This is a genomic window from Sphingomonas sp. BRN-1R (assembly GCF_057748035.1).
Window position 1 is genome coordinate 2,845,039 of record NZ_CM173236.1, and the last position, 22,376, is coordinate 2,867,414.

22 protein-coding genes are annotated in these 22,376 nt (G+C 68.2%); 9 read left to right on the plus strand and 13 right to left on the minus strand.

Translation table 11 applies throughout. From position 1 onward, the window contains the following. Positions 1 to 119: 119 nt before the first annotated feature. Together AC3ANX_RS13180 and AC3ANX_RS13185 are read left to right on the plus strand one after the other, a co-directional pair. Complete coding sequence (locus tag AC3ANX_RS13180) at positions 120 to 2,174, plus strand: alpha-glucuronidase family glycosyl hydrolase (RefSeq protein WP_488336949.1); 2,055 nt, start codon at positions 120 to 122, stop codon at positions 2,172 to 2,174. Positions 2,175 to 2,225: 51 nt separating this feature from the next. Beyond that, positions 2,226 to 3,308: a LacI family DNA-binding transcriptional regulator gene (locus AC3ANX_RS13185; protein WP_488333725.1), complete on the plus strand. Its 1,083-nt coding sequence runs from the start codon at positions 2,226 to 2,228 to the stop codon at positions 3,306 to 3,308. On the opposite strand, the gene AC3ANX_RS13190 is transcribed toward AC3ANX_RS13185, so the two are convergent. The 4 genes from AC3ANX_RS13190 to AC3ANX_RS13205 all read right to left on the minus strand — a co-directional run bounded on the left by AC3ANX_RS13190 (position 3,305) and on the right by AC3ANX_RS13205 (position 7,699). Next, on the minus strand, positions 3,305 to 4,687 hold the full coding sequence (locus tag AC3ANX_RS13190; protein ID WP_488333726.1) for a sugar porter family MFS transporter: 1,383 nt from the start codon (positions 4,685 to 4,687) through the stop codon (positions 3,305 to 3,307). The two genes, AC3ANX_RS13185 and AC3ANX_RS13190, sit on opposite strands and share 4 nt — an antisense overlap. A gap of 98 nt (positions 4,688 to 4,785) precedes the next feature. Beyond that, the gene (xylB, locus tag AC3ANX_RS13195; RefSeq protein ID WP_488333727.1) at positions 4,786 to 5,532 is read right to left on the minus strand and encodes a D-xylose 1-dehydrogenase; all 747 of its coding nucleotides are present in this window, start codon (positions 5,530 to 5,532) and stop codon (positions 4,786 to 4,788) included. Next, a complete protein-coding gene (locus tag AC3ANX_RS13200) occupies positions 5,529 to 6,650 on the minus strand; it encodes a fumarylacetoacetate hydrolase family protein (RefSeq protein ID WP_488333728.1) in 1,122 nt (373 codons plus the stop codon). Before AC3ANX_RS13200 ends, xylB begins: the two co-directional genes overlap by 4 nt. A 164-nt stretch (positions 6,651 to 6,814) precedes the next feature. Beyond that, positions 6,815 to 7,699, minus strand: a complete 885-nt coding sequence (locus tag AC3ANX_RS13205) for an SDR family oxidoreductase (RefSeq protein ID WP_488333729.1) — start codon at positions 7,697 to 7,699, stop codon at positions 6,815 to 6,817. Between the two features lie 90 nt (positions 7,700 to 7,789). Here AC3ANX_RS13205 and AC3ANX_RS13210 point away from each other — a divergent pair, with 90 nt between their 5' ends. The 3 genes from AC3ANX_RS13210 to AC3ANX_RS13220 are packed head-to-tail and all read left to right on the plus strand — an operon-like array spanning position 7,790 to position 10,583. Further along, the gene (locus AC3ANX_RS13210; RefSeq protein ID WP_488333730.1) at positions 7,790 to 8,656 is read left to right on the plus strand and encodes a helix-turn-helix transcriptional regulator; all 867 of its coding nucleotides are present in this window, start codon (positions 7,790 to 7,792) and stop codon (positions 8,654 to 8,656) included. A gap of 49 nt (positions 8,657 to 8,705) precedes the next feature. Next, positions 8,706 to 10,154, plus strand: a complete 1,449-nt coding sequence (locus tag AC3ANX_RS13215) for an ABC transporter substrate-binding protein (RefSeq protein ID WP_488333731.1) — start codon at positions 8,706 to 8,708, stop codon at positions 10,152 to 10,154. Between the two features lie 6 nt (positions 10,155 to 10,160). Beyond that, positions 10,161 to 10,583 (plus strand): DUF4112 domain-containing protein, encoded by a 423-nt coding sequence (locus AC3ANX_RS13220; protein WP_488333732.1) that lies wholly within the window; start codon positions 10,161 to 10,163, stop codon positions 10,581 to 10,583. Positions 10,584 to 10,673: 90 nt separating this feature from the next. Here AC3ANX_RS13220 and AC3ANX_RS13225 read toward each other — a convergent pair whose 3' ends face one another. The 9 genes from AC3ANX_RS13225 to AC3ANX_RS13265 all read right to left on the minus strand — a co-directional run bounded on the left by AC3ANX_RS13225 (position 10,674) and on the right by AC3ANX_RS13265 (position 18,720). After that, on the minus strand, positions 10,674 to 11,378 hold the full coding sequence (locus AC3ANX_RS13225) for a ribonuclease T2 family protein (protein WP_488336950.1): 705 nt from the start codon (positions 11,376 to 11,378) through the stop codon (positions 10,674 to 10,676). A gap of 42 nt (positions 11,379 to 11,420) precedes the next feature. After that, entirely contained in the window at positions 11,421 to 12,269 is an 849-nt protein-coding gene (gene nadC, locus AC3ANX_RS13230) for a carboxylating nicotinate-nucleotide diphosphorylase (RefSeq protein ID WP_488333733.1), read from the minus strand. A gap of 72 nt (positions 12,270 to 12,341) precedes the next feature. Continuing rightward, positions 12,342 to 12,878, minus strand: a complete 537-nt coding sequence (locus AC3ANX_RS13235) for a 3'-5' exonuclease (RefSeq protein ID WP_488333734.1) — start codon at positions 12,876 to 12,878, stop codon at positions 12,342 to 12,344. Between the two features lie 69 nt (positions 12,879 to 12,947). After that, entirely contained in the window at positions 12,948 to 13,802 is an 855-nt protein-coding gene (locus tag AC3ANX_RS13240) for a hypothetical protein (RefSeq protein WP_488333735.1), read from the minus strand. A gap of 232 nt (positions 13,803 to 14,034) precedes the next feature. After that, positions 14,035 to 15,036, minus strand: coding sequence for a quinolinate synthase NadA (nadA, locus tag AC3ANX_RS13245; protein ID WP_488333736.1), 1,002 nt, complete (start codon positions 15,034 to 15,036; stop codon positions 14,035 to 14,037). A 59-nt stretch (positions 15,037 to 15,095) separates the two neighbouring features. Further along, positions 15,096 to 15,824, minus strand: a complete 729-nt coding sequence (locus tag AC3ANX_RS13250) for a DUF4230 domain-containing protein (RefSeq protein ID WP_488333737.1) — start codon at positions 15,822 to 15,824, stop codon at positions 15,096 to 15,098. Continuing rightward, positions 15,814 to 16,671, minus strand: a complete 858-nt coding sequence (locus AC3ANX_RS13255) for an MBL fold metallo-hydrolase (RefSeq protein WP_488336951.1) — start codon at positions 16,669 to 16,671, stop codon at positions 15,814 to 15,816. The genes AC3ANX_RS13250 and AC3ANX_RS13255 overlap by 11 nt, the downstream gene beginning before the upstream one ends. 55 nt (positions 16,672 to 16,726) lie before the next feature. Then, a complete protein-coding gene (locus AC3ANX_RS13260) occupies positions 16,727 to 18,355 on the minus strand; it encodes a M56 family metallopeptidase (RefSeq protein ID WP_488333738.1) in 1,629 nt (542 codons plus the stop codon). After that, positions 18,352 to 18,720, minus strand: a complete 369-nt coding sequence (locus tag AC3ANX_RS13265; RefSeq protein ID WP_488333739.1) for a BlaI/MecI/CopY family transcriptional regulator — start codon at positions 18,718 to 18,720, stop codon at positions 18,352 to 18,354. Before AC3ANX_RS13265 ends, AC3ANX_RS13260 begins: the two co-directional genes overlap by 4 nt. Positions 18,721 to 18,846: 126 nt before the next feature. Here AC3ANX_RS13265 and AC3ANX_RS13270 point away from each other — a divergent pair, with 126 nt between their 5' ends. From AC3ANX_RS13270 to AC3ANX_RS13285, 4 genes are read left to right on the plus strand one after another with little or no spacing between them, the layout of a single operon-like run. Next, positions 18,847 to 19,551 carry a CoA transferase subunit A gene (locus AC3ANX_RS13270; RefSeq protein ID WP_488333740.1) on the plus strand — a complete coding sequence of 235 codons (705 nt, stop codon included), beginning with the start codon at positions 18,847 to 18,849 and terminating at the stop codon, positions 19,549 to 19,551. After that, positions 19,548 to 20,840, plus strand: a complete 1,293-nt coding sequence (locus tag AC3ANX_RS13275) for an HAD family acid phosphatase (protein ID WP_488333741.1) — start codon at positions 19,548 to 19,550, stop codon at positions 20,838 to 20,840. The genes AC3ANX_RS13270 and AC3ANX_RS13275 overlap by 4 nt, the downstream gene beginning before the upstream one ends. Then, the gene (locus AC3ANX_RS13280) at positions 20,840 to 21,487 is read left to right on the plus strand and encodes a CoA transferase subunit B (RefSeq protein ID WP_488333742.1); all 648 of its coding nucleotides are present in this window, start codon (positions 20,840 to 20,842) and stop codon (positions 21,485 to 21,487) included. The genes AC3ANX_RS13275 and AC3ANX_RS13280 overlap by 1 nt, the downstream gene beginning before the upstream one ends. Continuing rightward, the gene (locus AC3ANX_RS13285) at positions 21,487 to 22,371 is read left to right on the plus strand and encodes an alpha/beta hydrolase (protein WP_488336952.1); all 885 of its coding nucleotides are present in this window, start codon (positions 21,487 to 21,489) and stop codon (positions 22,369 to 22,371) included. Before AC3ANX_RS13280 ends, AC3ANX_RS13285 begins: the two co-directional genes overlap by 1 nt. The last annotated feature ends 5 nt before the right edge of the window (positions 22,372 to 22,376 follow it).

The following is a 22,376-nucleotide window of genomic DNA, read 5'->3' on the forward strand; positions in this document are numbered from 1 at the left end:
ATTGCTGTGCTGCCGTCGTAGTGATAACGCTATCAATCGCGGGGAACGGCACGATTGTCAATGATGCTCCACCGCAGGAGACGGTTGTGAAAGCAGTTCGTTCGGCACTCGCCACGATCATGGTATTTGGCCTGACCAGCGGCATCGCGCACGCCGAGGATGGTTACAATCTGTGGCTGCGCTATCGCCCGCATACGCCCGCCCGGGTGACGGTGCCGCGATCCTCTCCAACGCTCGCCGTGGCGGGGGACGAGGTGCGGCGGGCGTTGCCAACCAGCGCCCGCCAGATCGTGCTCGCCCGCAGCGACGATCCGCAGGTGGCCGCACTCCGGCTCGACCTTGGCGCACTCGGCGACGAGGGCTATGCGATCCGCCCGGTGCGGCTGGGCGGGCGCGCGGTGACGCTCGTCACAGGCAACAGCGACCGCGCGATCCTCTACGGTGCGTTCGCGCTGATCCGCCACGCGCAGACCGGCGGCAACGTCGACACCGCCACCCTCACCTCCGCCCCGCGCATCAAGCTACGCGTGCTCGACCATTGGGACAATCTCGACGGCACGGTCGAGCGCGGTTACGCCGGACAATCCTTGTGGGACTGGTGGACGCTTCCCGACTATCGCGACCCGCGCTATGTCGATTACGCGCGCGCCAACGCCGCCATCGGCATCAACGGCACCGTCCTCAACAACGTCAATTCCAACCCGACCAGCCTGACCGCGCCGTATATCGCCAAGGCCGCCGCGCTCGCCGACATCTTCCGGCCTTACGGTATCAAGGTGTATCTCTCCGCGCGCTTCTCCGCCCCGATCGAGATCGGCGGGCTCAAGACCGCCGACCCGCTCGATCCGCGGGTCGCCGCGTGGTGGAAGGCCAAGGCCGACGAGATCTACCGTGCGATCCCCGATTTCGGCGGCTTCCTCGTCAAGGCGAACAGCGAGGGCCAGCCCGGCCCGCGCGATTATCACCGCACCCATGCGGATGGCGCGAACATGATGGCGGCAGCGGTCGCACCGCACGGCGGCGTCATCATGTGGCGCGCGTTCGTCTATGCCGAAACCAACGCCGAGGATCGCGCCAAGCAGGCCTATAGCGAGTTCAAGCCGCTCGACGGGACATTCGCGCCCAACGTGATCGTGCAGGTCAAGAACGGCGCGATCGACTTCCAGCCGCGCGAGCCGTTCCACCCGCTGTTCGGCGCGATGCCGAAGACGCCGCTGATGATGGAATTCCAGATCACCAAGGAATATCTCGGCTTCGCGACGCACCTCGCCTATCTCGGGCCGTTGTTCAAGGAAACGCTCGACGCCGACACGTTCGAGAAAGGTGCAGGCTCGACCGTCGCCAAAGTGATCGACGGGTCGCTCGAGGGGCACACGCTTACCGGCATCGCCGGCGTCGCCAACATCGGCCGCGATCGCGACTGGTCGGGTTCGACCTTCAACCAGGCGAACTGGTATGCGTTCGGTCGGCTGGCGTGGAACCCGTCGCTGTCCTCCGAGGCGATCGCGCGCGAATGGGCGCAGCAGACCTTCGGCAGCGATCGCCGCGTCACCGATACGGCGGTGGCGATGATGCAGGGCTCGCGCGAGGCGGTGGTCGATTACATGACGCCGCTTGGCCTCGCGCACCAGATGGGCACCTCCGCGCATTACGGCCCGGGCCCGTGGATCGCCGACCTCGCCCGGCCCGAATGGAACCCCGCCTATTACAACCGCGCCGACGCGAGCGGCATCGGCTTCGATCGTACCGCGACTGGCAGCAACGCGGTCGCGCAATATGCACCGCCGGTGGCGAAGGTCTTCGCCGATCCCGCGCTGACGCCGGAGCGCGACCTGCTGTGGTTCCACCACGTCACGTGGGATCACAAGATGGCGTCGGGCCGGACGCTGTGGGCGGAGATGGTCGCGCATTACGATCGCGGCATCGGCTATGTCGCGGGCATGCGCACGCGCTGGGCGGCGGTAAAGCCCTTGGTCGATGCCGAACGCTGGCAGAAGACCGCAACCTATCTCGCCGTGCAGGAACGCGAGGCGCAGTGGTGGCGCGACGCCAGCCTCGCCTATTGGATGTCGGTCAACCACCTGCCGTTGCCCCCCGGTGCGGCTGCGCCCGCGCATGATCTCGGCTGGTATAAGCGGTTGCAATTTCCGCTTGCGCCGGGTCAGGGGAAGTGATCGCATGACAGCCTCGCGGAGGCGTCATTTGTCCTTGGAAAGGTCTCGCCATTGAAAGAGCCTCGCGGTTCCCGTCGCCAGCGCAACGTGCCGACGATCAGCGATGTCGCCGCGCAGGCCGGGGTATCGCCGATGACGGTGAGCCGGGTCATCAATCACGAGACCAACGTGCGCGACGAGACGCGCCGCCGCGTCGAGGAAGCGATCGCCGCGCTCAACTACCGCCCGAGCGCCGCCGCACGCACCCTCGCCGGGGGTGACGAAATCCGCATCGGGCTGCTCTATTCGAACCCGAGCTTCGCCTATCTCAGCGCGTTGCTGGTCGGCAGTCTCGATCAGGCGAGCCGCAACAACGTGCAGATCGTGGTCGAGAAATGCGATGACGAGGGCAGCGAGGCGTCCGCGATCGAGCATCTGCTGCGTGGCCGGATCGACGGGCTCGTGCTGCCGCCGCCGCTGGGCGATTCGCCCACCATCCTCGCGGCGTTGGCGGATTACGATATTCCGGTCGTCGCGCTGTCGACCGGCCACGCGCCGGAGTGGGCGATGTCGGTCAGCATTGACGACCGGCAGGCGGCCTATGACATGACCCGCCATCTTGGCGGGCTCGGCCACCGGCGGATCGGCTTCATCACCGGCAACCGCAATCTCACCGCCAGCGGCGAGCGTCTGGAAGGCTATCGCGCCGCGCTCGCCGATCTCAAGCTGGCAGAGGCACCCGAACTGATCGCGGAAGGGCTGTTCACCTATCGCTCCGGGCTCGATGCGGCGGACCAGTTGCTCGAACTCGACGATCCGCCGTCGGCGATCTTCGCGTCGAACGATGATATGGCGGCGGCGGCGGTGGCGATCGCGCACCGGCGTGGGCTCGACGTGCCGGGCGATCTCACCGTCTGCGGGTTCGACGATACCGCGCTGGCGACGACGATCTGGCCCGAACTCACCACGATCCGCCAGCCCGTCACCGATATGTCGCGCATGGCGGTCGACCTGCTGGTGCGCGAGATCAAGACGCGCAAGGCGAGCGAGAGCGGCCCACGCCAGCATCTGCTCGCCGAGTACGAGCTGATCCGTCGGCAATCCGATGCCGCGCCGCGCCGCCGCCCGGCGGCGCGGGCGGCACCGCGACGTTAGCCTTCCATCGCTTCCAGCTCACGCCCGCGCGTCTCGCGGACCATCTTCTGCACGAAGAAGAACGAGATCGCGGCGAACACCGCATAGCCGACATAGGTGACGGCAAGCCCCGGTGACTTTGCGAGCGACGGGAAGCTCACCGACACCACCGCATTGGCGATCCACTGCGCGAAGCCCGACACCGCGAGGCCCGAACCACGGATCTGGTTCGGGAACATCTCGCCGAGCATCACCCACATGATCGGGCCCCAGCTCAGATTGAAGAACACGGTGTAGAGATTGGCGGCGATCAGCGCGATCAGCCCGTTGTTGCCCGGCAGCGTCACCGCACCGCCAGCCCCCGTGATCGCGGTCGAGAACGCCCAGGCGACCGTGGCGAGCGTCACCGTCATACCCGCCGAACCGATCAGCAGCAGCGGCTTGCGCCCGATCCGGTCCACCGTCGCGATGGTGAATAGGCACGCGCCGATCGACAGCACGCCCGACAGGATGTTGATCATCAGCGCGTCGTTCTCGGAGAAGCCGACCGCTTCCCACAGCGTCGCGCCATAATAGAATACGACGTTGATGCCGACGAGCTGCTGGAACACCGCAAGGCCGATGCCCGTCCACAGGATCGGGCGGATCTTGCCGGTATGCTTGTCGATCAGGTCCGACAGCTTGGGCTTGTGGTGATCGCCCGCGAGGCTGGCGCGGATTTCGGCAACCTTGCGATCGGCTTCGTCGGACCCGAACAGCTTGGTCAGCACGGTGCGTGCCTCGTCGTCGCGCCCCTTGGCGACGAGAAAGCGCGGGCTTTCAGGGATGAGGAACAGCGCGAGCAGGTAAACGGCCGCCGGCACCGCCTGCAACCAGAACATCCAGCGCCACGCCGTAAAGCCGAGCCAGAACTCCGCGGTCGAGCCGCCGGCGTAATGCGCGAGCGCATAATTGGCGACGAACGCGCCGGTCAGGCCGGTGATGATCATCACCTGCTGCACGCTCGACAGCCGGCCACGGATCGCCGCCGGGGTGACTTCCGAGATATACACCGGCGAGATCACGCTCGCCGCGCCGACGCCGAAGCCGCCGAGAATGCGCGCCGCGATGAACACCGCCGAGCTGCCCGCCGCACCCGCAAGCAACGCGCTGATGAGGAACAGGATGGCCGCGAGCATCATCGTGTTGCGCCGGCCAATCGCATCCGCCAGCCGCCCGGCGACGAACGCACCGATCGAGGAGCCGACCAGGATCGCGCCGACGTTGATGCCGAGGCCCAGCTTGCCGAGCGCGAACGCCGCCTCCAGCCCCTTCTGCGTGCCGTTGATGACGCCCGAATCATAGCCGAACATGAACCCGCCGATCGTCGCCACCGCGACGATCAGGCCGATAAAGCGCATGTTGAGCGCCTGTCCGGGGGATAATGCCGCCGTTCCTGTCACGTCCTGCTCCTTTTCGTTACACCGTCGGACTCATCGCTCCGTACAGCGCTATGGTGTCAACGCCAGCCGGCATCTACGAAATACTCGTGACCGGTGCACATCCGCGCATCGTCCGAGGCGAGAAACAGCGCCAGCGCGGCGACGTCGGCGGGCTGGATGCGCCCGTCGAGGCATTGCGCGGCCACGATCTCGGCCTCGCCCTCGGGCGTGTACCAGCGTTCCTGACGCGGCGTCTGCACGTTGCCGGGCACGATCGTCGAGACGCGGATGGCGTCGCGGCCGAGATCGCGTGCCATCGCCCGCGTCATGCCTTCGATGCCGGCCTTGGCGGTCTCGTACAAGGCGATGCCCGGCAGGCCGAGGTGCCAGCTGATCGACCCGAAGTTGAGGATCACACCGCCGCCGTTCGCGCGCATGCCCGGCACCACCGCCTGCGCGGCGAAGAACAGGTGGCGCAGGTTGGTCGCCATCCGCTCGTCCCAATAGTCGGGCGTCACCTCGTCGAGCGTGTGGCGATCGTCGCTCGCGGCATTGTTGACGAGCACGTCGATGCCGCCCAGCTCGGTGGTGATCGCCTCGATCACGGCTTTCAGCGCGGAGAGATCACGCAGGTCGCACGGCTTGAAGACGACGCCGTCGAACCGCGCCGCATGCGCCACACCGGCCTCGGCGTTGATATCGAGGAACGCGACGCGCGCGCCCTGCCGCGCGAACGCCTCGACCAGCCCCGCGCCGATCCCGGTCGCGCCGCCGGTCACCAGCACGCGCTTGTCCTTCAGGCTCGGATAGACGGCACCGCTCATGCGAGCAGGCCGCGCTTCGCGAGGTTGGCGAAGAACGCGCTGATTCCCGTTTCCCAAGGTGCAGCATCGCGCGAGAAGACCACGCGGTTGACCAGCCGGCCAAGCCGATCGCTCTCGATCGTCACGGTATCGCCGACCTTGTGGGTGAAGCCGCGGCCCGGCTCGTCACGGTCCTGCACCGGCGCGAACAACGTGCCGAGGAACAGCACGAAGCCGTCGGGATACTGATGCTCGCTGAGCGTCTGCCTGACGAGATCGAGCGGATCGCGGCTGATCTCGGCCATGTTGCTCGCGCCTTCCAGCCGGTAATTGTCCTCGCCCGCGATGGTGAGGCGAACCTCGGCCTTGCGCACGTCGTCGATGGTGAAGCCGTCGTCGAACAGCCGCACCAGCGGCCCGAGCGAGCAGGACGCGTTATTGTCCTTCGCCTTGCCCAGCAGCAGCGCCGAACGCCCTTCGAAATCGCGCAGGTTGACGTCGTTGCCGAGCGTCGCGCCGACCGCCGTGCCGCGGCTGTCGACAAGCAGCGCGATCTCGGGCTCGGGGTTGTTCCAGCTCGAATCGGAGCGGATGCCGATCTCGTCGCCCGGCCCGACCGTCGCCAGCACCGGCGCCTTGGTGAACACCTCGGCATCCGGACCGATCGCGACTTCGAGATATTGCGACCACAGCCCTGCTTCGACCAGCGCCGCCTTGAGTTCCGCCGCCTCCGGAGACCCCGGCCGCACCGAGCGGATCGAGCCGCCGACGCGTGCCTCCAGACTGTCGCGGATCGCGCCCGCCGCCGCCCAATCGCCGCGCGCGCGCTCCTCGATCACGCGCTCTACAGCGGACACCGCGAAGGTGACGCCGCACGCCTTGACGCATTGCAGGTCGATCGGACTCAGCACCGCAAGATCGGCCGCATCGAGCGCGCCGAGCGACACGCCGCCCGCGCCGGAGAAATCCCCCGCCTCGACCAGCGCCGAGACGGTTGGCGCTACGCGGGACATGTCGAACACTTCGCCGCCGAGCACCAGTACCGGGCTCGGGCCAGCCTGCGTCATCACGCGGCCGACGAAGCGGCCGGCCTGCCAGTCCGCTGGCAAGCTGCCGGTGATTGCGGTTTCGCCCCTCATATCCCACTCCGCTGACGTTTTCGATTTGATAGCGCTACCAGCACGCGGCGCGCGCTTCTGTCAAGTAGTGGGTCATCGCCTTGCGCAGCAAAGGCGCAATTTTCAAACACAAACATGACGGGCGCGGCAGTAAACGATCTGCCGCGCTCGCGCCACGCCAACCGTCAGGCGGTGAAATACCCTGCGTCGGCAAGGTCTTGCATCAACGTCGGCTGGGTCGGCTCCCAGCCGAGCGCGGCGCGCGTCCGCGCACCCGAACCGGCGATGTCGATGCCTGCGAACATCGCGAACCAGCCGAAATGCTCGGGCGCGGCCTCAGCCGACACCGACACGGTCGGCACACCCAGCCCGCGCCCGATCGCCTCGGCGATGGTCCGGAACGGCAGCGCTTCCTCGGCGATCGCGTGATAGACGTCCGCCTGCGCGCCTTGCTCCAGCGCGAGGCGGTACACCCGCGCCGCATCGAACCGGTGCGTCGCCGACCACAGGTTGCCGCCATCCCCGACATAGGCCGACATGCCCTTGCGCCGCGCAATGTCGATCAGCGTCGGCACAAAGCCGCGGTCACCCGCGCCGTGCGTCGTCGGCGCCAGCCGCACCGTCGCCACCCGCGCACCGCCCGCGCGCGCCTCGCCCGCCGCCTGTTCCGACACGCGCGGGAAGTGCGCCGCCGGGGCGTCATCCTCGGTCGCAAGCCGCCCGCTCGCCAGCATCGCCAGCCCCGAGGTGACGAGCATCGGTCGCGTCGAGCCGGCCAGCACCTTACTCATGGTCGCGATCGCCTGCGCATCCTCGGCGGCATTGGCGGCGAACTTGGAGAAATCATGGTCGAAGGCGGTATGGATCACCGCATCCGCCGCCTCGGCGCCCGCGCGCAGGCTGTCGAGATCGCCGAGCGTCCCGCGCTGGACGCCCGCGCCGACCGCCTCCAAGGTCGCTGCCGCCGCATCCGAACGCGCGAGCCCGGTCACCGCATGGCCGTTCGCCATCAGGTCGCGCACCACCGCCGTCCCGACGAACCCCGTCGCCCCGGTTACGAAAACACGCATGCCACATCTCCTCTGGTTGAAGCGGAGGCTATCGGACGCGGCGTTATCGGGTTAAAGTAGGGACATTATCCGGGTATAGCGAGTAACAGCATGGCGACGCGCAGCGACGACAATCCACTCGGCACCTATTTGCGCGACCGGCGAGTACGGCTTGATCCGGCGTCGCTCGGCTTTCCGGTCTCACGCCGCCGCACGCCGGGGTTGCGCCGCGAGGAGGTCGCACAGCGCGCCAACATCAGCGCGACCTGGTACACCTGGCTCGAGCAGGGGCGTGGCGGCGCGCCCTCCGCCGATGTGCTCAACCGCATCGCCCGCGCGCTGATGCTCACCGATGTCGAGCGCGAGCATATCTTCCTGCTCGGCCTCGGCCGCCAGCCCGAGGTGCGCTATCAGCAAAGCGAAGGCGTCACGCCGCGTCTCCAACGGGTGCTGGATGCGCTGGAGACAAGCCCCGCGCTGGTCAAGACGCTGACGTGGGATGTGGTGGCGTGGAACCGCGCTGCGGCGACGGTGCTGACCGACTACGGCGCGCTCCCGCCCGAACGGCGCAACATCCTGCGCAACATGTTCGGCAATGCGCAGGTCCGCGCCGCGCAATATGATTGGGAGAGCGTGGCGCGCTTCGTCGTCGCGGCGTTTCGCGCGGACGTGGTGCGCGCGGGCGCGACCGCGCAGGCGAGTGCGCTGGTGGAGGAGCTGTGCGGAACCAGCGCGGATTTCGCGCGGCTGTGGGCGGACAACGACGTGCGCCACTATGGCGACGGCGTGAAGAACCTGCGCCATCCCGTGCTCGGCCCGGTTTCGTTCGAATATTCGGCGTTTGCGGTGGACGGGCGGCCCGACCTCGGGCTGATCGTCTATAACCCTGCGACGCCCGATGATGCCGCGCGGATCCGCACCTTGCTGTACCCGCCCGCCGAAGCGGCGGACACGGTGCCGGCGTTTTTTGCGCGCTGACCGCTGCGCCGGTGGCGGCGACGCGCGCGCGGTGGCAAGACGCGGTACGATGATGCGACGCTGCCTGCTGCCCCTCACCCTTCTGCTCGCGCTCGCCGGGTGCGACGCGCGGCCCGACGCGGGCGCGGTGGTGGTGAGCGCGATCGGCGCCGCCCCCGAACTGAAGGACGCGTCGCGGGGGCTACTCGCCGCGCCCGACCGGCTGCTCCTTGACTCGGCCGCGCAGGGGCTGGTGCGCTTCGATGCCGCCGGGCAGATCGAACCCGGCGTCGCCGAACGCTGGACGGTGATCGACGGCGGCATGAGCTACATCTTCCGCATCCGCGATGCGGCATGGAGCGACGGCAAGCCCGTCACCGCTGCCGAGGTGGTGGCCATCCTCAAGCGCCAGCTCGCGCGCAGTTCGCACAACCCGCTGCGCCCGTTCCTCAGCGCGATCGACGAGATCGTCGAGATGACACCCGAGGTGATCGAGGTGCGTCTCGCCCGGCCCCGGCCCGATCTGCTCAAGCTGTTCGCCCAGCCCGAACTGGCGATCTTCCGCACCGCGCCGCCCGGTGGCAGCGGCCCGTTCCGCATCGCCGCCGCCCGCGGCGAGCGCATGACGCTGCGCCCCGCCCCCGACCCGCAGCGCGCGGGCGACGACGATGCCGACGCGCCCCGGTCGGACGCTTCGGTCCGCCTGATCGGGGAACGTGCGGCAAAGGCCGTGCTGCGCTTCGCCCGCCAGCAGTCCGATCTGGTGACAGGGGGCACGTTCGCCGACTGGCCTCTGCTCGCGCAAGCGGCGATCGCGCCGGCCAACCTGCACGTCGATCCCGCCGCCGGGCTGTTCGGCTTCGCGATCGCCAGCCGCAGCGACTTCCTTGCTGATGCGGGCAACCGCGCCGCCATCGCCAGCGTGATCGATCGCGACGCGATCGTCGCGGCGTTCGCGCCCCTGGCAGCGACCCAGACGGTCCTGCCCGAACAACTCGATTCGGCCGCACCGCCGACGGCACCGAACTGGCCGCAGGCGATCGGTGCGGTTTCGGCAGCCAGCCGCGTGCAGGCGTGGCGGCAAGCACACCCGTCGCCGCTCGTGATGCGCATCGCCCTGCCCGACGGGCCAGGGGCGACGATCCTCTATGGCCACGTCGCCGCCGCGCTGATGCGGATCGGCATAACGCCGCAGCGGGTCGGATGGGCCGACCTCGCCGACTTGCGGCTGGTCGACGCGGTCGCCCCGTATGACAGCGCGCGCTGGTATCTGGCGACCGCCTGCCAGCCGTGCGGCGAACCTGCTCAGGCCGCGATCGACGCCGCACGCGACGCCCCCACCTTGGTCGAACGTGCGCGCCACATCGCCGAGGCGGACGCCGCGCTTGCCGCCGATGTGGCGTTCGTGCCGATCGCGCGGCCGCTGCGCTGGTCGCTGGTGTCGCTGCGGCTCAAGGCGTGGACGGGGAACCCGCGCGCATGGCATCCGTTGAATCGGCTACGCTCCGATACCATTTGAGGTGACATGACCCAAGCCACTCGCATCAAGCCCGATCTCCATGCCTTCGGCGGCTATGCCGGTCGTGACGTTGCGGCGGTGCGCAAGCGGATCGAGGCGCTGGAACATCTGCTCGAAGGGCTGTTCGTCATCCCCGGCATCAACCGGCGGATCGGGCTCGACGTGATCCTCGACCTCATCCCGGTCGGCGGCGATGCGGTCGGTGCGGCGATGGGCGCGTACATGGTGTGGGAGGCGCGCAACCTCGGCATGTCGAAGACGCAGATCGCGCGGATGCTCGGCAATGTCGGCGTCGACTTCGCGCTTGGGCTGATCCCGTTCATCGGCGCGATCCCCGATGCGCTGTTCCGCTCGAACTCGCGCAACCTCAAGATCATCAAGCGCCATATCGACAAGACCTACCCGTCGAACGCGGTGGTCGATCAATAATCGTCGCCCCGGCGCAGGCCGGGGCCGCTGAGTTTTGCGCGAACAGCTCGCCAAGCCACGCAGCGGCCCCGGCCTGCGCCGGCGTGACGCTTAGCGGTGCCCGCGCCAGATCTTGAGCGCCATGCCAGCCGGAACCCCGCCCGAGTTCGGCTTGCACCGTTCAAACGCGAAGCTCTTGTCGAGGCACAGCCACAACTCATCGAGCCAGCCCTTGCGGTTCGCAGTCACGCGGATCGCGCTCGCCGGTAGCCCGGGATTGGCCGCCGCGAACGCCGCCGCGAAGTCGCCCGCCGTCAGGGCTTTACGCGACAGTGCGTCCATGTCGGGGTAGCGCAGCTTGCCGTATAGCCCGGTCGAACGCTTGAAATAGGCCGCAGGCGTCGTCGGCATGCAGGTACCGTGCTTGGCCCATTCGTGCTGCATCAACTGAGCCGAGGGTGTCGAACACAGATGCTGCTTGATGAGCGCAGCCGGCAGGATCGGCGTCGCCTGGCAATATTGCGGCCATTGCGGACCGACCCCATCAGGCCACAGCCCATGCAGCGTGAAGCCGAAGCGATTATTGCCGCCGCATTCCATGTCCGCCCCACTGTCGCGGCGGTGCGCCTGGCAATATTCGGGCGCCCAGGTCAGTGCGAGCGTGTAGCTGCCGATCGGCAGGTTGCGCACCGGCTCCTTCTCGGACGGCAGTTCGGGATGCGGGCGCGGCACCGATGTGGGGATCGCGCATTGCAGCGCCTGCGCCTGCGCGACGCCGGGCAGAGCGACCGCAAGCAGCGGCAGGATATGAGTCAGCTTCACGGCAGCATTTCCCCTTCGTCACCGCTGCCGGCAAAGTCAGGAAAGCGCGGCGAAATCAAGCCCGATATCGGCCGCCGGTGCCGACTGGGTGATCCGCCCGACGCTGACATAGCTGACGCCGCTCTCCGCCAGCGCGCGGATCGTGTCGAGCCGCACCCCACCCGACGCCTCGGTCGGCACGCGCCCGGCGACCAGCGCAACCGCCTCGCGCAGCATCTCCGGCCCCATGTTGTCGAGCAGCAGATGCGTCGCCCCCGCCGCCAGCGCGGGCGCGATCTGCGCGAGCGTGTCGACCTCGGCGATGATCGCGGCAATCCCCGCCGCCTTCGCGCGCCGCACCGCCTCGCCGATGTCGCCCGCCACCGCGACGTGATTGTCCTTGATCATCGCCGAATCCCACAACCCCATGCGGTGGTTGGTCGCACCGCCCATCCGCGTGGCGTATTTCTCCAGCACGCGCAGGCCCGGGATGGTCTTGCGCGTGTCGAGCAGGGTCGCGCCGGTGCCCGCGATCGCATCGACATAGCTGCGCGTCAGCGTGGCGATGCCCGACAAATGCTGCACCGTGTTGAGCGCGGACCGCTCCGCCGTCAGCATCGCGCGCGCAGCCCCTTCGAGCCGCAGCAATTCGGTGCCGGGCGCGACGCGCTCGCCATCCTCGACCAGCCGCGTGATCTTCACCTCGGGGTCGAGCGCGCGGAAAAAGGCTTCGGCGATCGGCAGCCCCGCCACGACAATGGCGTCGCGGCTGTCCATCACGCCCGTGAAGCGCGCATCCGCCGGGATCACCGCCGCCGCGGTGATGTCGCCGCCATCGCCAAGATCCTCGGCAAGCGTCGCGGCGACGAAGGCGTCGAGATCGAAGCGGTCGAGATGGAAAGGCATCGGCAGGGTCCGGGAACGGTTGATCGGCGTCACCGCCTTGCCAGATCGCCGCTTGTGCGAACAGCCGCGTCGTCAGTGCGGGCGCGACAAAGCCAGCAGGCGCAGCGCCAGCGCGAGCCGGCTGGCATCGTCACGCGCGACGTGTTCGGCCGGGAGCAGCCGCTTGGCGCGGTCGAGCGCGGAGACGACATCGCCGCGCGACACACCCTCGGCGCAGAGCAGTTCGCCGAGGTAGCGCACCGTGAACGGCGGCGCACGCTCGCAGCCGTGCGCCAGCGTTTCGAGCCAATAGGCGTCGAGATCGCAATCCGCGTAAACGTCACAGCCGCCCGCCTCGGCGATCAGTTCGTCGAGCACCTCCTGCGGGCGCTGGCCATGTTCGAGCAGCATGTCGCGGCTGATGCCGTGGAGGTGCTCGGCCTCGACTGACCAGTCCCAATATTGCCACTGCGGCAGCGGACGGATCAGCCAGCTTCGCGTCGAACCGTCGACCTTCGCCAGCGCGACCTCGATCGGATAGGACTCGCCCGCCTCGGGGAGGCAGGACGCCTCGAAATCGATGATCGCCACCTGCCGCGTCACCTCACCGGAAAGCAAACGAGTCGCCAAGATCACCTCCGCGTGACACTCTGGCGACAAATATGTTTCCTGTCACGGTGTTTGTGCGGCGCACAACGCTTAGTGCAGCCCGAGCGACAGCAGCAGGTCGTTGCTGATCGCGGGCGTCATCGGCAGGTGCATCTTGGCGCGATAGCCGAGGATCGCAGCGCGGGTGGTGCTGCCGACCACGCCGTCGGGGTCGCCCGAATCGAACCCCGCCGCATCGAGCGCGGCCTGCACGCGAAACTCTGTGGAATGTTCGACCGGTGGCGCGCCGATCACGAACGGCCAGATTTTCGCGAACCATTTTCGACGCCCGACAAGTCCGATGAGGCCGCCGTTGATCAGCCGTGTCACCAGTTCGATATCGTTATGGTCGGCAGCGGCGTTGCAATGCGAATCGTCCCATTCGGCGAGCGCGGGTTTGAGCGCATGTTCGGCGGAGGCGACGAGATCGGGCTGAGCAGCGAAATCGACCCCGCAGCGGGTGCCGAACGTGGCGTATGCCGCACGCCCGGTGGTCTGGAGGAGGCCACGCCCGCGATAGATCCAGCCATCCTGCGTGGCGGCGGGGCCATTGCCCATGCGGCCGCCATAGACACGGCTGAACAGCGCCACCCCGCGATCGGCCTTGCACTGGTCGGCCATCTTCACGCAGGCGGCACGATTGGCGAAATACGTGTGCCAATTGCCCGTATCCCACATATCGCCGAGGTTCTTGGCAGAATAGGCGCCGCTTTCGACCAGGATCGTCAGACCGCCGGTCTCGTGCAGAACCTGCGCCATGAAGTGCGCAAGTCGAAGTGGCGTGGTGATGCCGCTCCTGGCGAGCAGCGCATCGCCGTGTTGAAACGCCTGCTTGTAATTGGTGTGCGCGCCCGGCGCGAATTTGGCGACGATATCACTGGCACGCACGGCAGCCGCAACGCTCATCATAGCCTCCCCCACAGAAACCGGGCTGGATGTTCTCCAGATCACGGCCTGTAGGCAAGCGCTATTATAGCCGCTTCGGACGCAGACGGGCGGACTTGCACACAGCCCCCCCCTTCCGTCATGCCGGACGTAATCCGGCATCCACGGCTCCGCGCACGCTCAGGCCGCCGCTCCTGCGCCACCGTGGACCCCGGAACAGGTCCGGAGTGACGCTTGTCTGGTGGCGGCGCGCCTAACCGGCCGTCGCGCGAAGCGGCCCGAGATCGCCCAGCCCCACCGTGCCCGACGCCATCGCCAGCATCGCATCGAGGCTCTTCTTGGCGCGCAGCCGCAAGCCTTCTTCGATCTCGACGCGCGGGGTGAGATCGCGCAGCGCGATGTAGAGCTTCTCCATCGTATTGAGCGCCATGTACGGGCAGATGTTGCAGTTGCAGTTGCCGTCGGCGCCGGGCGCGCCGATGAAGGTCTTGGCCGGCGCGGCCTTCTGCATCTGGTGGATGATGTGCGGCTCGGTGGCGACGATCAAAGTGTCGCCCGGCATCGTATCGGCAAAGGCGAGGATGCCGCTGGTCGAGCCGACGTAATCGGCATGGTCGAGGATATAGGGCGGGCATTCGGGATGTGCGGCGATCGGCGCGCCGGGATGCTCGATCTGGAGCTTGAGCAATTCGGTCTCGCTGAACGCCTCGTGGACGATGCACACCCCCGGCCACAGCAGCAGCTCGCGCCCGGTTTTCCGCGCGAGATAGCCGCCGAGGTTCTTGTCCGGCCCGAAGATGATCTTCTGTTCGGGCGGAATCTGCGACAGGATTTTCTCGGCCGAAGACGAGGTGACGATCACGTCGGAGAGCGCCTTCACCTCGGTCGAACAGTTGATGTAGGTGAGCGCGATGTGATCGGGGTGCGCGGCGCGGAAGGCGGCGAACTGCTCGGGCGGGCAGCTATCCTCGAGCGAGCAGCCCGCGTCCATATCGGGCAGCACGACGATTTTCTCAGGAGACAGGATCTTGGCGGTCTCGGCCATGAAGCGCACGCCGCAGAAGGCGATCACATCGGCATCGGTCGCCTGCGCCTTGCGCGACAGATCGAGACTGTCGCCGACGAAATCGGCCAAGTCCTGAATCTCGGACTTCTGATAATAATGCGCGAGGATGACGGCGTTGCGCTCCTTGCGCAGCCGGTCGATCTCGGCGCGCAGGTCGAGCCCCTGCAAGTCTTGAGTCTGAACGGTCATGCGCTTGGTCTCCCTCGCGCGTGCAGATAGGAGCTTGGCGCGCGCTTGTCAGCCGATCCCTATTTGCCGGCGGCGAGAATTTCCTCGAGCGAGCGACTGCGGTCCCATTGCTCCGAATTGCGCTGCCCCTCGCCCTGGAACTGCACGACGACGTGCGCATCGACCCCGGCGATGGTGAGCGGGCGCTGGTAGAGGTCGGCGATCTCGCGCCGCGCCGCCTCGCGCGCCTTTATCATGTTTGCGGCGCTACTCGCTTCGGCCTGCACGACATGCTCGGCGCGGCCCGAGGCACGCTGGCGCAACCGCGCCATCGCGCCGCGCGTGACGATGAGGCCGGTCGCCTGATCGACCGTCGCGCGCGCCTCGTCAATGTTGACGCCGTCGACGCGCACGTCGGGCGGCGTGACGATCAGCGTGCGCGTCTTCGCGTTCCAGAAGAAGCGGCTGCGATCGAGCTTGCTGAGATCGACGAAATAGTCCGCCGCGAACGGTGCCTTGAACACCAGCCCCGAGGGCAGGATGCCGCCCCAGCCCGCATCCGATGCGGTCGCCTGCACCGTGCCGGTCAGCCGGCTGACGCGCAGATCGGTCGCGCCGGAAAGCGTCGCGTCCACCACCTTGGAGATCGTCATGCCGTCGCTCTCGCGCTCGACCGTGTAGTGCACCGTATAGCGCTGGTACGCGCCGTAGCCGATCCAGCCGAGCCCGATCAGCACCGTCAGCGCCACCGCCCCCGCGATCGCCGGGGCAAGCCACAGCGGCAGCCGGCGCGGCGGTTCAGCCGACATGCGACCAGACCTCGCCGTCCTCGCGCACCAGCCCGCGCGTGCGCAGGTCGATGAGATGCGCGAGCACCGAGCGACCGGCGGCGGGGAACAGCTTGGGGTCGAGCCCGACGTACATCCGCTCGACCATCGCCGGTACGCCCCGCGCGCCCTCGCGCAGCAGGCGCAGGATCTGCCCCTCGCGCTGCTTGCGGTGCCCCATCATCCCGCGCACCAATCGGCGCGGGTTCTCGATCGGGTCGCCATGCGCGGGGTAATAGATGCGATCGTCACGCTGCATCAGCTTTTCGAGGCTCGCCATGTAATCGGCCATATCGCCATCGGGCGGCGCGACGACGCTGGTCGACCAGCCCATCACATGATCCCCGCTGAACAAGGCGCCGATCTCCTCAAGCGCGAAGCACAGATGGTTGGAGGTGTGGCCGGGCGTGTGCAGCGCGGTGAGCGTCCACCCGTCCCCCGCCACGGTGTCGCCCTCGGCGAGCACGCGGTCGGGGGCATAGTCCATGTCGAACCCCGCTTCGAGACGCGGGCCGGTATCGCTGCCGGCAAGCGGGGCACACCCGACTACGGCCGCGCCCGTCAAGGCGGCGAGCGGGCGCGAGGCCGGGCTATGATCGCGGTGAGTGTGGGTTATGACGATCGCGCGCACCGGCCGGCCCGCGATCGCGGCGACGATCGCGTCGATGTGCGCGGGGTCGTCGGGGCCGGGGTCGATCACGGCGAGATCGGTGGTGCCGACGATGTGCGTCTGCGTGCCGGTGTAGGTGAAGGGCGACGGATTGGGCGCGAGCACCCGCGCGACGAGCGGCTCCAGATGTTGCGCGGTGCCGGTGTGCTGCTCATCCATAGCGGCCGATGTGGCCGCGACGAGCGCGGAACGCAAGTCCGCGCCCGGCCTGCGGTCAGTCGCGGTCCGCCATGTCCTCGCGCAGGTTCGCGATCGATTCGTCGATCGAGGCGAGCGTTTCGCTGCGCGCATCGGCTGGCATATGCGCGTCCGCCGCGATGCGGGCGCGGGCGCTGCGGAGCGCGGTGAGCGCGGTGCCATAGCTGCGCTGCGCCCGTGCCACGCCGTTCGCCGCCAGCGCCTCGCCGCGCGCGGCGGCACGCTCGATCCGATCGTTGCAGATGGTGATGCTGCGGCGGCCATCCCGAACGCTGTGGATCACCATCGGCCGATCGCCGCCACAGTTCGTGCTGGTCACGCGCGGCATGTTGGCGAGTTGCGCGTCGGCGCTGGCGAGACCGCTTGCCACCGTGGCGCGGTCGATGGTTGCCGTCATGGGCGGCACCGGGGGCGCGGGCGGCGCAACCGGCGCAGGCGGCGCGCCGGCAGGGCGAACGGGCGCTTCGGGTGCGCGCGGCGGCTCGACGAAGATCGTCGACGAGCGCGACGTCTCGACAGGCACATCAAAGATGCGCGGCGGCTCGACATAGATGTCCGGCTTGGCCGCCGGGACGATGCTCGCTTTCCCGAGGCCGCCGTTCGGCAGACCGTGCGCCAGCGCCGCCATAACGGGCATCGACGGCATGGCAGGCATCGACGGCATATGATCGAAGTCCACGCCCGTCACCGTCCGCACCTTCGCGCGGACATGCTCGGCCGCCTGCGTGCCCGAGGCGGTGAGCGCGAGCGTCGCCACGCCGACCAGCGCGACGGTGGCGGCACCCCCGGCGAGCCGAACGCGCGAGATGCGGCGGGTGGTCAGCATACGCAGCCGCCCTTTCAGATCGTCGATCGTGTGGAGGTGGCACGCCGCCGACACCGTGCCGCCGTGCGCCGCCTTGAGGATCGCGCACGCATAGGTGTGGCGGGTGATCGCGGGCCGCCCGGCGAGCACGCGCGCGTCGTTCGCCACCTCCTGATCGGTGCGGAACGCCCGGAAAGCGACCCACGCCAGCGGATTGAACCAGTGCAACGCCAGCACCGCGAGCGCGATCCAGTTGGCGACGAGATCGCCGCGCGCATGGTGGCCGAGTTCGTGCGCGAGCGCGAGGTCGCGCTCGGCATCGTCGTAGCGCTCGCTGAAATCGGCCGGGAACGCGACGTAGCGCCGCCAGATGCCGAACGCGAGAGGCCCGCGCGCGGCGGGCGTCTCGATCACGTCGATGCCGCCCCGCGCCTCGACCGGCGCGGCCCCGGCGAGCAGATCGCGACAGAAGCGCCGGTGCGCGAGGACGTGGAAGCCGGCGAACACGGCCGCGCCGACCAGCCACACGCCCGCCAGCACCGGCACGAGGATCGCCCAGTCGAACCCCTGCGCCGCCACCTGTGCCGCGCCGTGGACCGGCCTGGCGAGCAGGATCGTCATCGGCGCGCCGACATCGGCGACGGGCGCGATTGCCGCGTGGCGGATCGCCTGCGGCACCACCTGCGGCAGCGGCGGCAGGCACAGCCGCAACACCGGCAGCGCCCACAAGGCATATGCCACCTCCGGCCCGAACGCGCGGCGCACCGGCTTCCGGATCGCCAGCACCAGCGCCATCAACACCGCGGAGGCGACCAACGCCTCGATCGCCCAGCCGATCATGCCTTCAGCTCCTTCAGCAACGCCTCGATCTCGGCGATATCCTGCGTCGTCAGCGCGTCACGCTCGGCGAGATGCGCGACCAGCGGGCTCAACCGCCCCCCGAACAGCCGGTCCATCAGCCGTCGCGATTCGCCCGCGACATAATCCTCGCGCGCAACCAGCGGGCGGTACAGATACCGCCGCCCCTCCGCCTCGTGCGCGATCACGTTCTTGGCGAGCAGCCGCCCGAGCAACGTCTTCACCGTGTTGGCGGACCAGTCGCGCCCCGGCGCGACCCGTTCGGACACGTCCTGCGCGGTGAGCGGGGAATCGTCCCACAGCACCTCCATCACCGCATGCTCGGCATCGCTGATCCGTTCAGCCACGATTCGCTCCTTGTCGACTACGCTTGTAGTCTCATACGATTACGCATGTAGTCAAGAGCCCCGGCGCATGCTCCCTTGACCAGTGCTGCACCGCACCCCTATCCGCCGGATATTGGAGGAGTACGCATGCAGAAGCTCTACCCGAACGCCGCCGCAGCCCTCGATGGCCTGCTCCGCGACGGCATGACGATCTGCGCGGGCGGCTTCGGCCTGTCGGGCATCCCCGAACGCCTGATCGACGCGATCCGCGACGCGGGCACCAAGGATCTTACCATCGCCAGCAACAATGCCGGCATCGACGGCGAGGGGCTCGGCAAGCTGCTGCGCACCCGTCAGGTCAAGAAGATGATCTCCTCCTATGTCGGCGAGAACAAGGAGTTCGAGCGCCAGTATCTCGCCGGTGAGCTTGAGGTCGAGTTCTGCCCGCAGGGCACGCTCGCCGAGCGGTGCCGCGCGGGCGGCGCGGGCATCCCCGGCTTCTATACCAAAACGGGCGTCGGCACGCTCGTCGCGGAGGGCAAGGAAGTGAAGGTGTTCGACGGGGAGGAGTATATCCTCGAACGCGGCATCGTCGCCGATCTGTCGATCATCAAGGGCTGGAAGGCCGACGAGAGCGGCAACCTGATCTTCCGCAAGACCGCGCGCAACTTCAACCAGCCGATGGCGACCGCCAGCCACATGTGCGTGGCGGAAGTGGAGGAAGTGGTGCCGGTCGGCAGCCTCGACCCCGATTCGATCCACCTGCCCGGCGTCTATGTGAAGCGGCTGATCGTCGGCAGCCCCTACGACAAGAAGATCGAGTTCCGTACCGTGCGCGAGCGCGCCGCGTGAGATTGAGCCTCGCCGTACTACCCGCCGCGCTCCTGCTGCTACAGGGTTGTGCGGCGATTCCGGTGGCCGCCAATTACATGGGCAAGCGGCACTACGACGCGCGCCTGGGCGGCCGGATCGAGAGCGACACGGACTTCGCCGTCTATCTGACGCAAGCGAGCGCACCGCCGATCATCCCGGCCGCGCTCGCCGGGCCGGACACCGCGCCGCCCGCGATCCATGCGGCGATGGTGCAGCCGATCATGCCTGCGGTGGCGATGGCGGACATGCCCTCCGGCCTGATCCGCCGGCGCGACCGCCGCGCTTCGCCGCGCACCGATGCGACCAAATCGACCGACATCGCGATGGTCAGCGCCGATGTCGAACAGGCGCAGACCGGCGACGCGCGGGAAGCGCCGGGATCGCGCGTCTATGTCGCGCCACGCGGCCGCCGCAAGGCCCCGCCCCCACCCGCGCCGCGCACCACCACGGCGGTGCCGGCGGGCATGCAATATCTCTACGGTTCGGGCGAGGCGGCCGCCGCCTATCTCCAGACCTATATCGCGCTCGAGAATTATCTGCTCGGCGTCACCTCGGACCGGGCGATCGGGCATATCGTCCATTCGGTCGTGCTCACGCCCAGCGCCACGCTCCAGAACCCCGCTTTCCTGCCGTGCGACCAGAAGCCGATGGCGGTGGTGTTCGACATCGACGAGACGGTGGTGTTCAACCTCGGCTACGAACAGGCGAGCCTAGCGGCCGGCGGCGGCTACAGTGCCCAGCGTTGGGACGCCTGGGAGAAATCGGGCAGCAAGGCGGTCTCGCTCGCGCCCGGTGTCGAGGAGGCGATCAAGGTCGCACGCGACGCGCATGTCGAGGTGATCTTCAATTCGAACCGTTCGGGCGCGAACGCCGACAAGACCGCGGCGATGCTCAACGGGCTCGGCGTCGGGCCGGTCGCTTACGGCACCAATCTGTGGCTGAAGGGCGACAGCGGCAGCACCGGCAACGGCAAGGACGCGCGCCGGCAGGACATTTCGGTGCATTATTGCGTGATCGCGATGGTCGGCGACCAGCTCGGCGATTTCACCGATCTGTTCAACGCGAGCGACCTTACCCTTGCCGAGCGCCGCCAGCTTACCGCCAGCAAGGAACTCTATCTGCTGTGGGGGCATGGTTGGTTCATGCTGCCCAACCCGGCCTACGGCACCGCACTCAACGGCTCGCAGGCGGAGATCTTCCCCGCCGACAAGCGCTGGACGCCCGGGGCGACCCCTGCCTCTGATCCCGCTCCTACGGAGACGAAATAATGCCTTGGACCCGTGACGACATGGCCGCGCGCGCTGCGCGCGAGCTTCAGGACGGTTTCTACGTCAACCTCGGCATCGGCATCCCGACGCTGGTCGCGAACCACATCCCGGAGGGTGTCGAGGTGACGCTCCAGTCCGAGAACGGCATGCTCGGCATCGGCCCGTTCCCCTATGCGGGCGAGGAAGACGCCGATCTCATCAACGCAGGCAAGCAGACGATCAGCGAATTGCCGCAAAGCGCCTATTTCTCGTCGTCGGACAGCTTCGCGATGATCCGTGGCGGGCATATCGACCTCACCGTGCTCGGCGCGATGGAGGTTGCCGAGAACGGCGACATCGCCAACTGGATGATCCCGGGCAAGATGATCAAGGGCATGGGCGGCGCGATGGATCTCGTCGCCGGCGTGAAGAAGATCATCGTCGTCATGGAGCACACCAGCAAGAACGGCGACCCCAAGTTCATCCCCGCCTGCACGCTGCCGCTCACCGGCAAGAACGTGGTCGACATGATCGTCACCGATCTGTGCGTGTTCCAGCGGCACGACCATAGCAGCCCGTTCGCGCTGATCGAAGTCGCCCCCGGCGTGACGCCTGAGGAGGTCGCCGCCAAGACCACCGCCAGCTACACCGTAGCCCTCGCCGCGTGATGCTGCGCATCGCCGCGATCGGCCTGCTGGTCGTCGCGGTGCTGGTGGGCGCGATCCTGCTGCTGCTGACGCCACCGGGACAGCTTACCCTGCTTGACGCGGCGCTCGGTGGTGGCTGGGGTGCGCGCCGGCCGGGGCATGACGTGGCGTTCGGCAGCCACGGCCAGACGCTCGACGTGTGGCGGCCGGCGAACGCGGCGAGCAAGACGCTGCCGGTGGTGATCTTCTTCTACGGCGGCGGCTGGGTGGCGGGCTCGCACGACGCCTACGGCTTCGCGGCGCGGGCGTTCGCGCGGGCCGGCTTCGTCGTGGTCGTGCCCGATTATCGCAAGGTGCCCGACGTGCGCTTCCCCGCCTTTGTCGAGGATGGCGCGGAGGCGGTAAAGTGGACGCGCGCCCACGTCGCTCGCTACGGCGGCGACCCGGCGCGGATCGGCCTCGCCGGCCATTCGGCGGGATCGCACATCGCCACCCTGCTCGCGCTCGACCGGCACTACCTCGCGGCGCAAGGTGTCGCACCCGATACGATCAAGGCGGTGGTCGGCCTGTCCGGCCCCTATGACTTCTACCCCTGGACCTCCCCGCGCGCGATCGAGGCGTTCAGGGGCACGCGCGATCCGCTCACCACCCAGCCGATCAGCTATGCCCGCGCCGACGCGCCGCCGATGCTGCTCGTCACCTCCTCAGGCGATACCGAGGTCGAGCCGCGCAACGCGATCAGCCTCGCACGGCGGCTCACCGCGCTGGGGGCGTATGCCGAAGTGCGCGAGTATGACGCGCTCAGCCATGAAGGCGTGGCGATGGCGCTGTCGGTGCCGTTCCGCAGGATCGCGCCGGTGCTGGCCGACAGCGCTGCCTTCCTCCACCGCACGCTTGGGCGCTGAGCCTA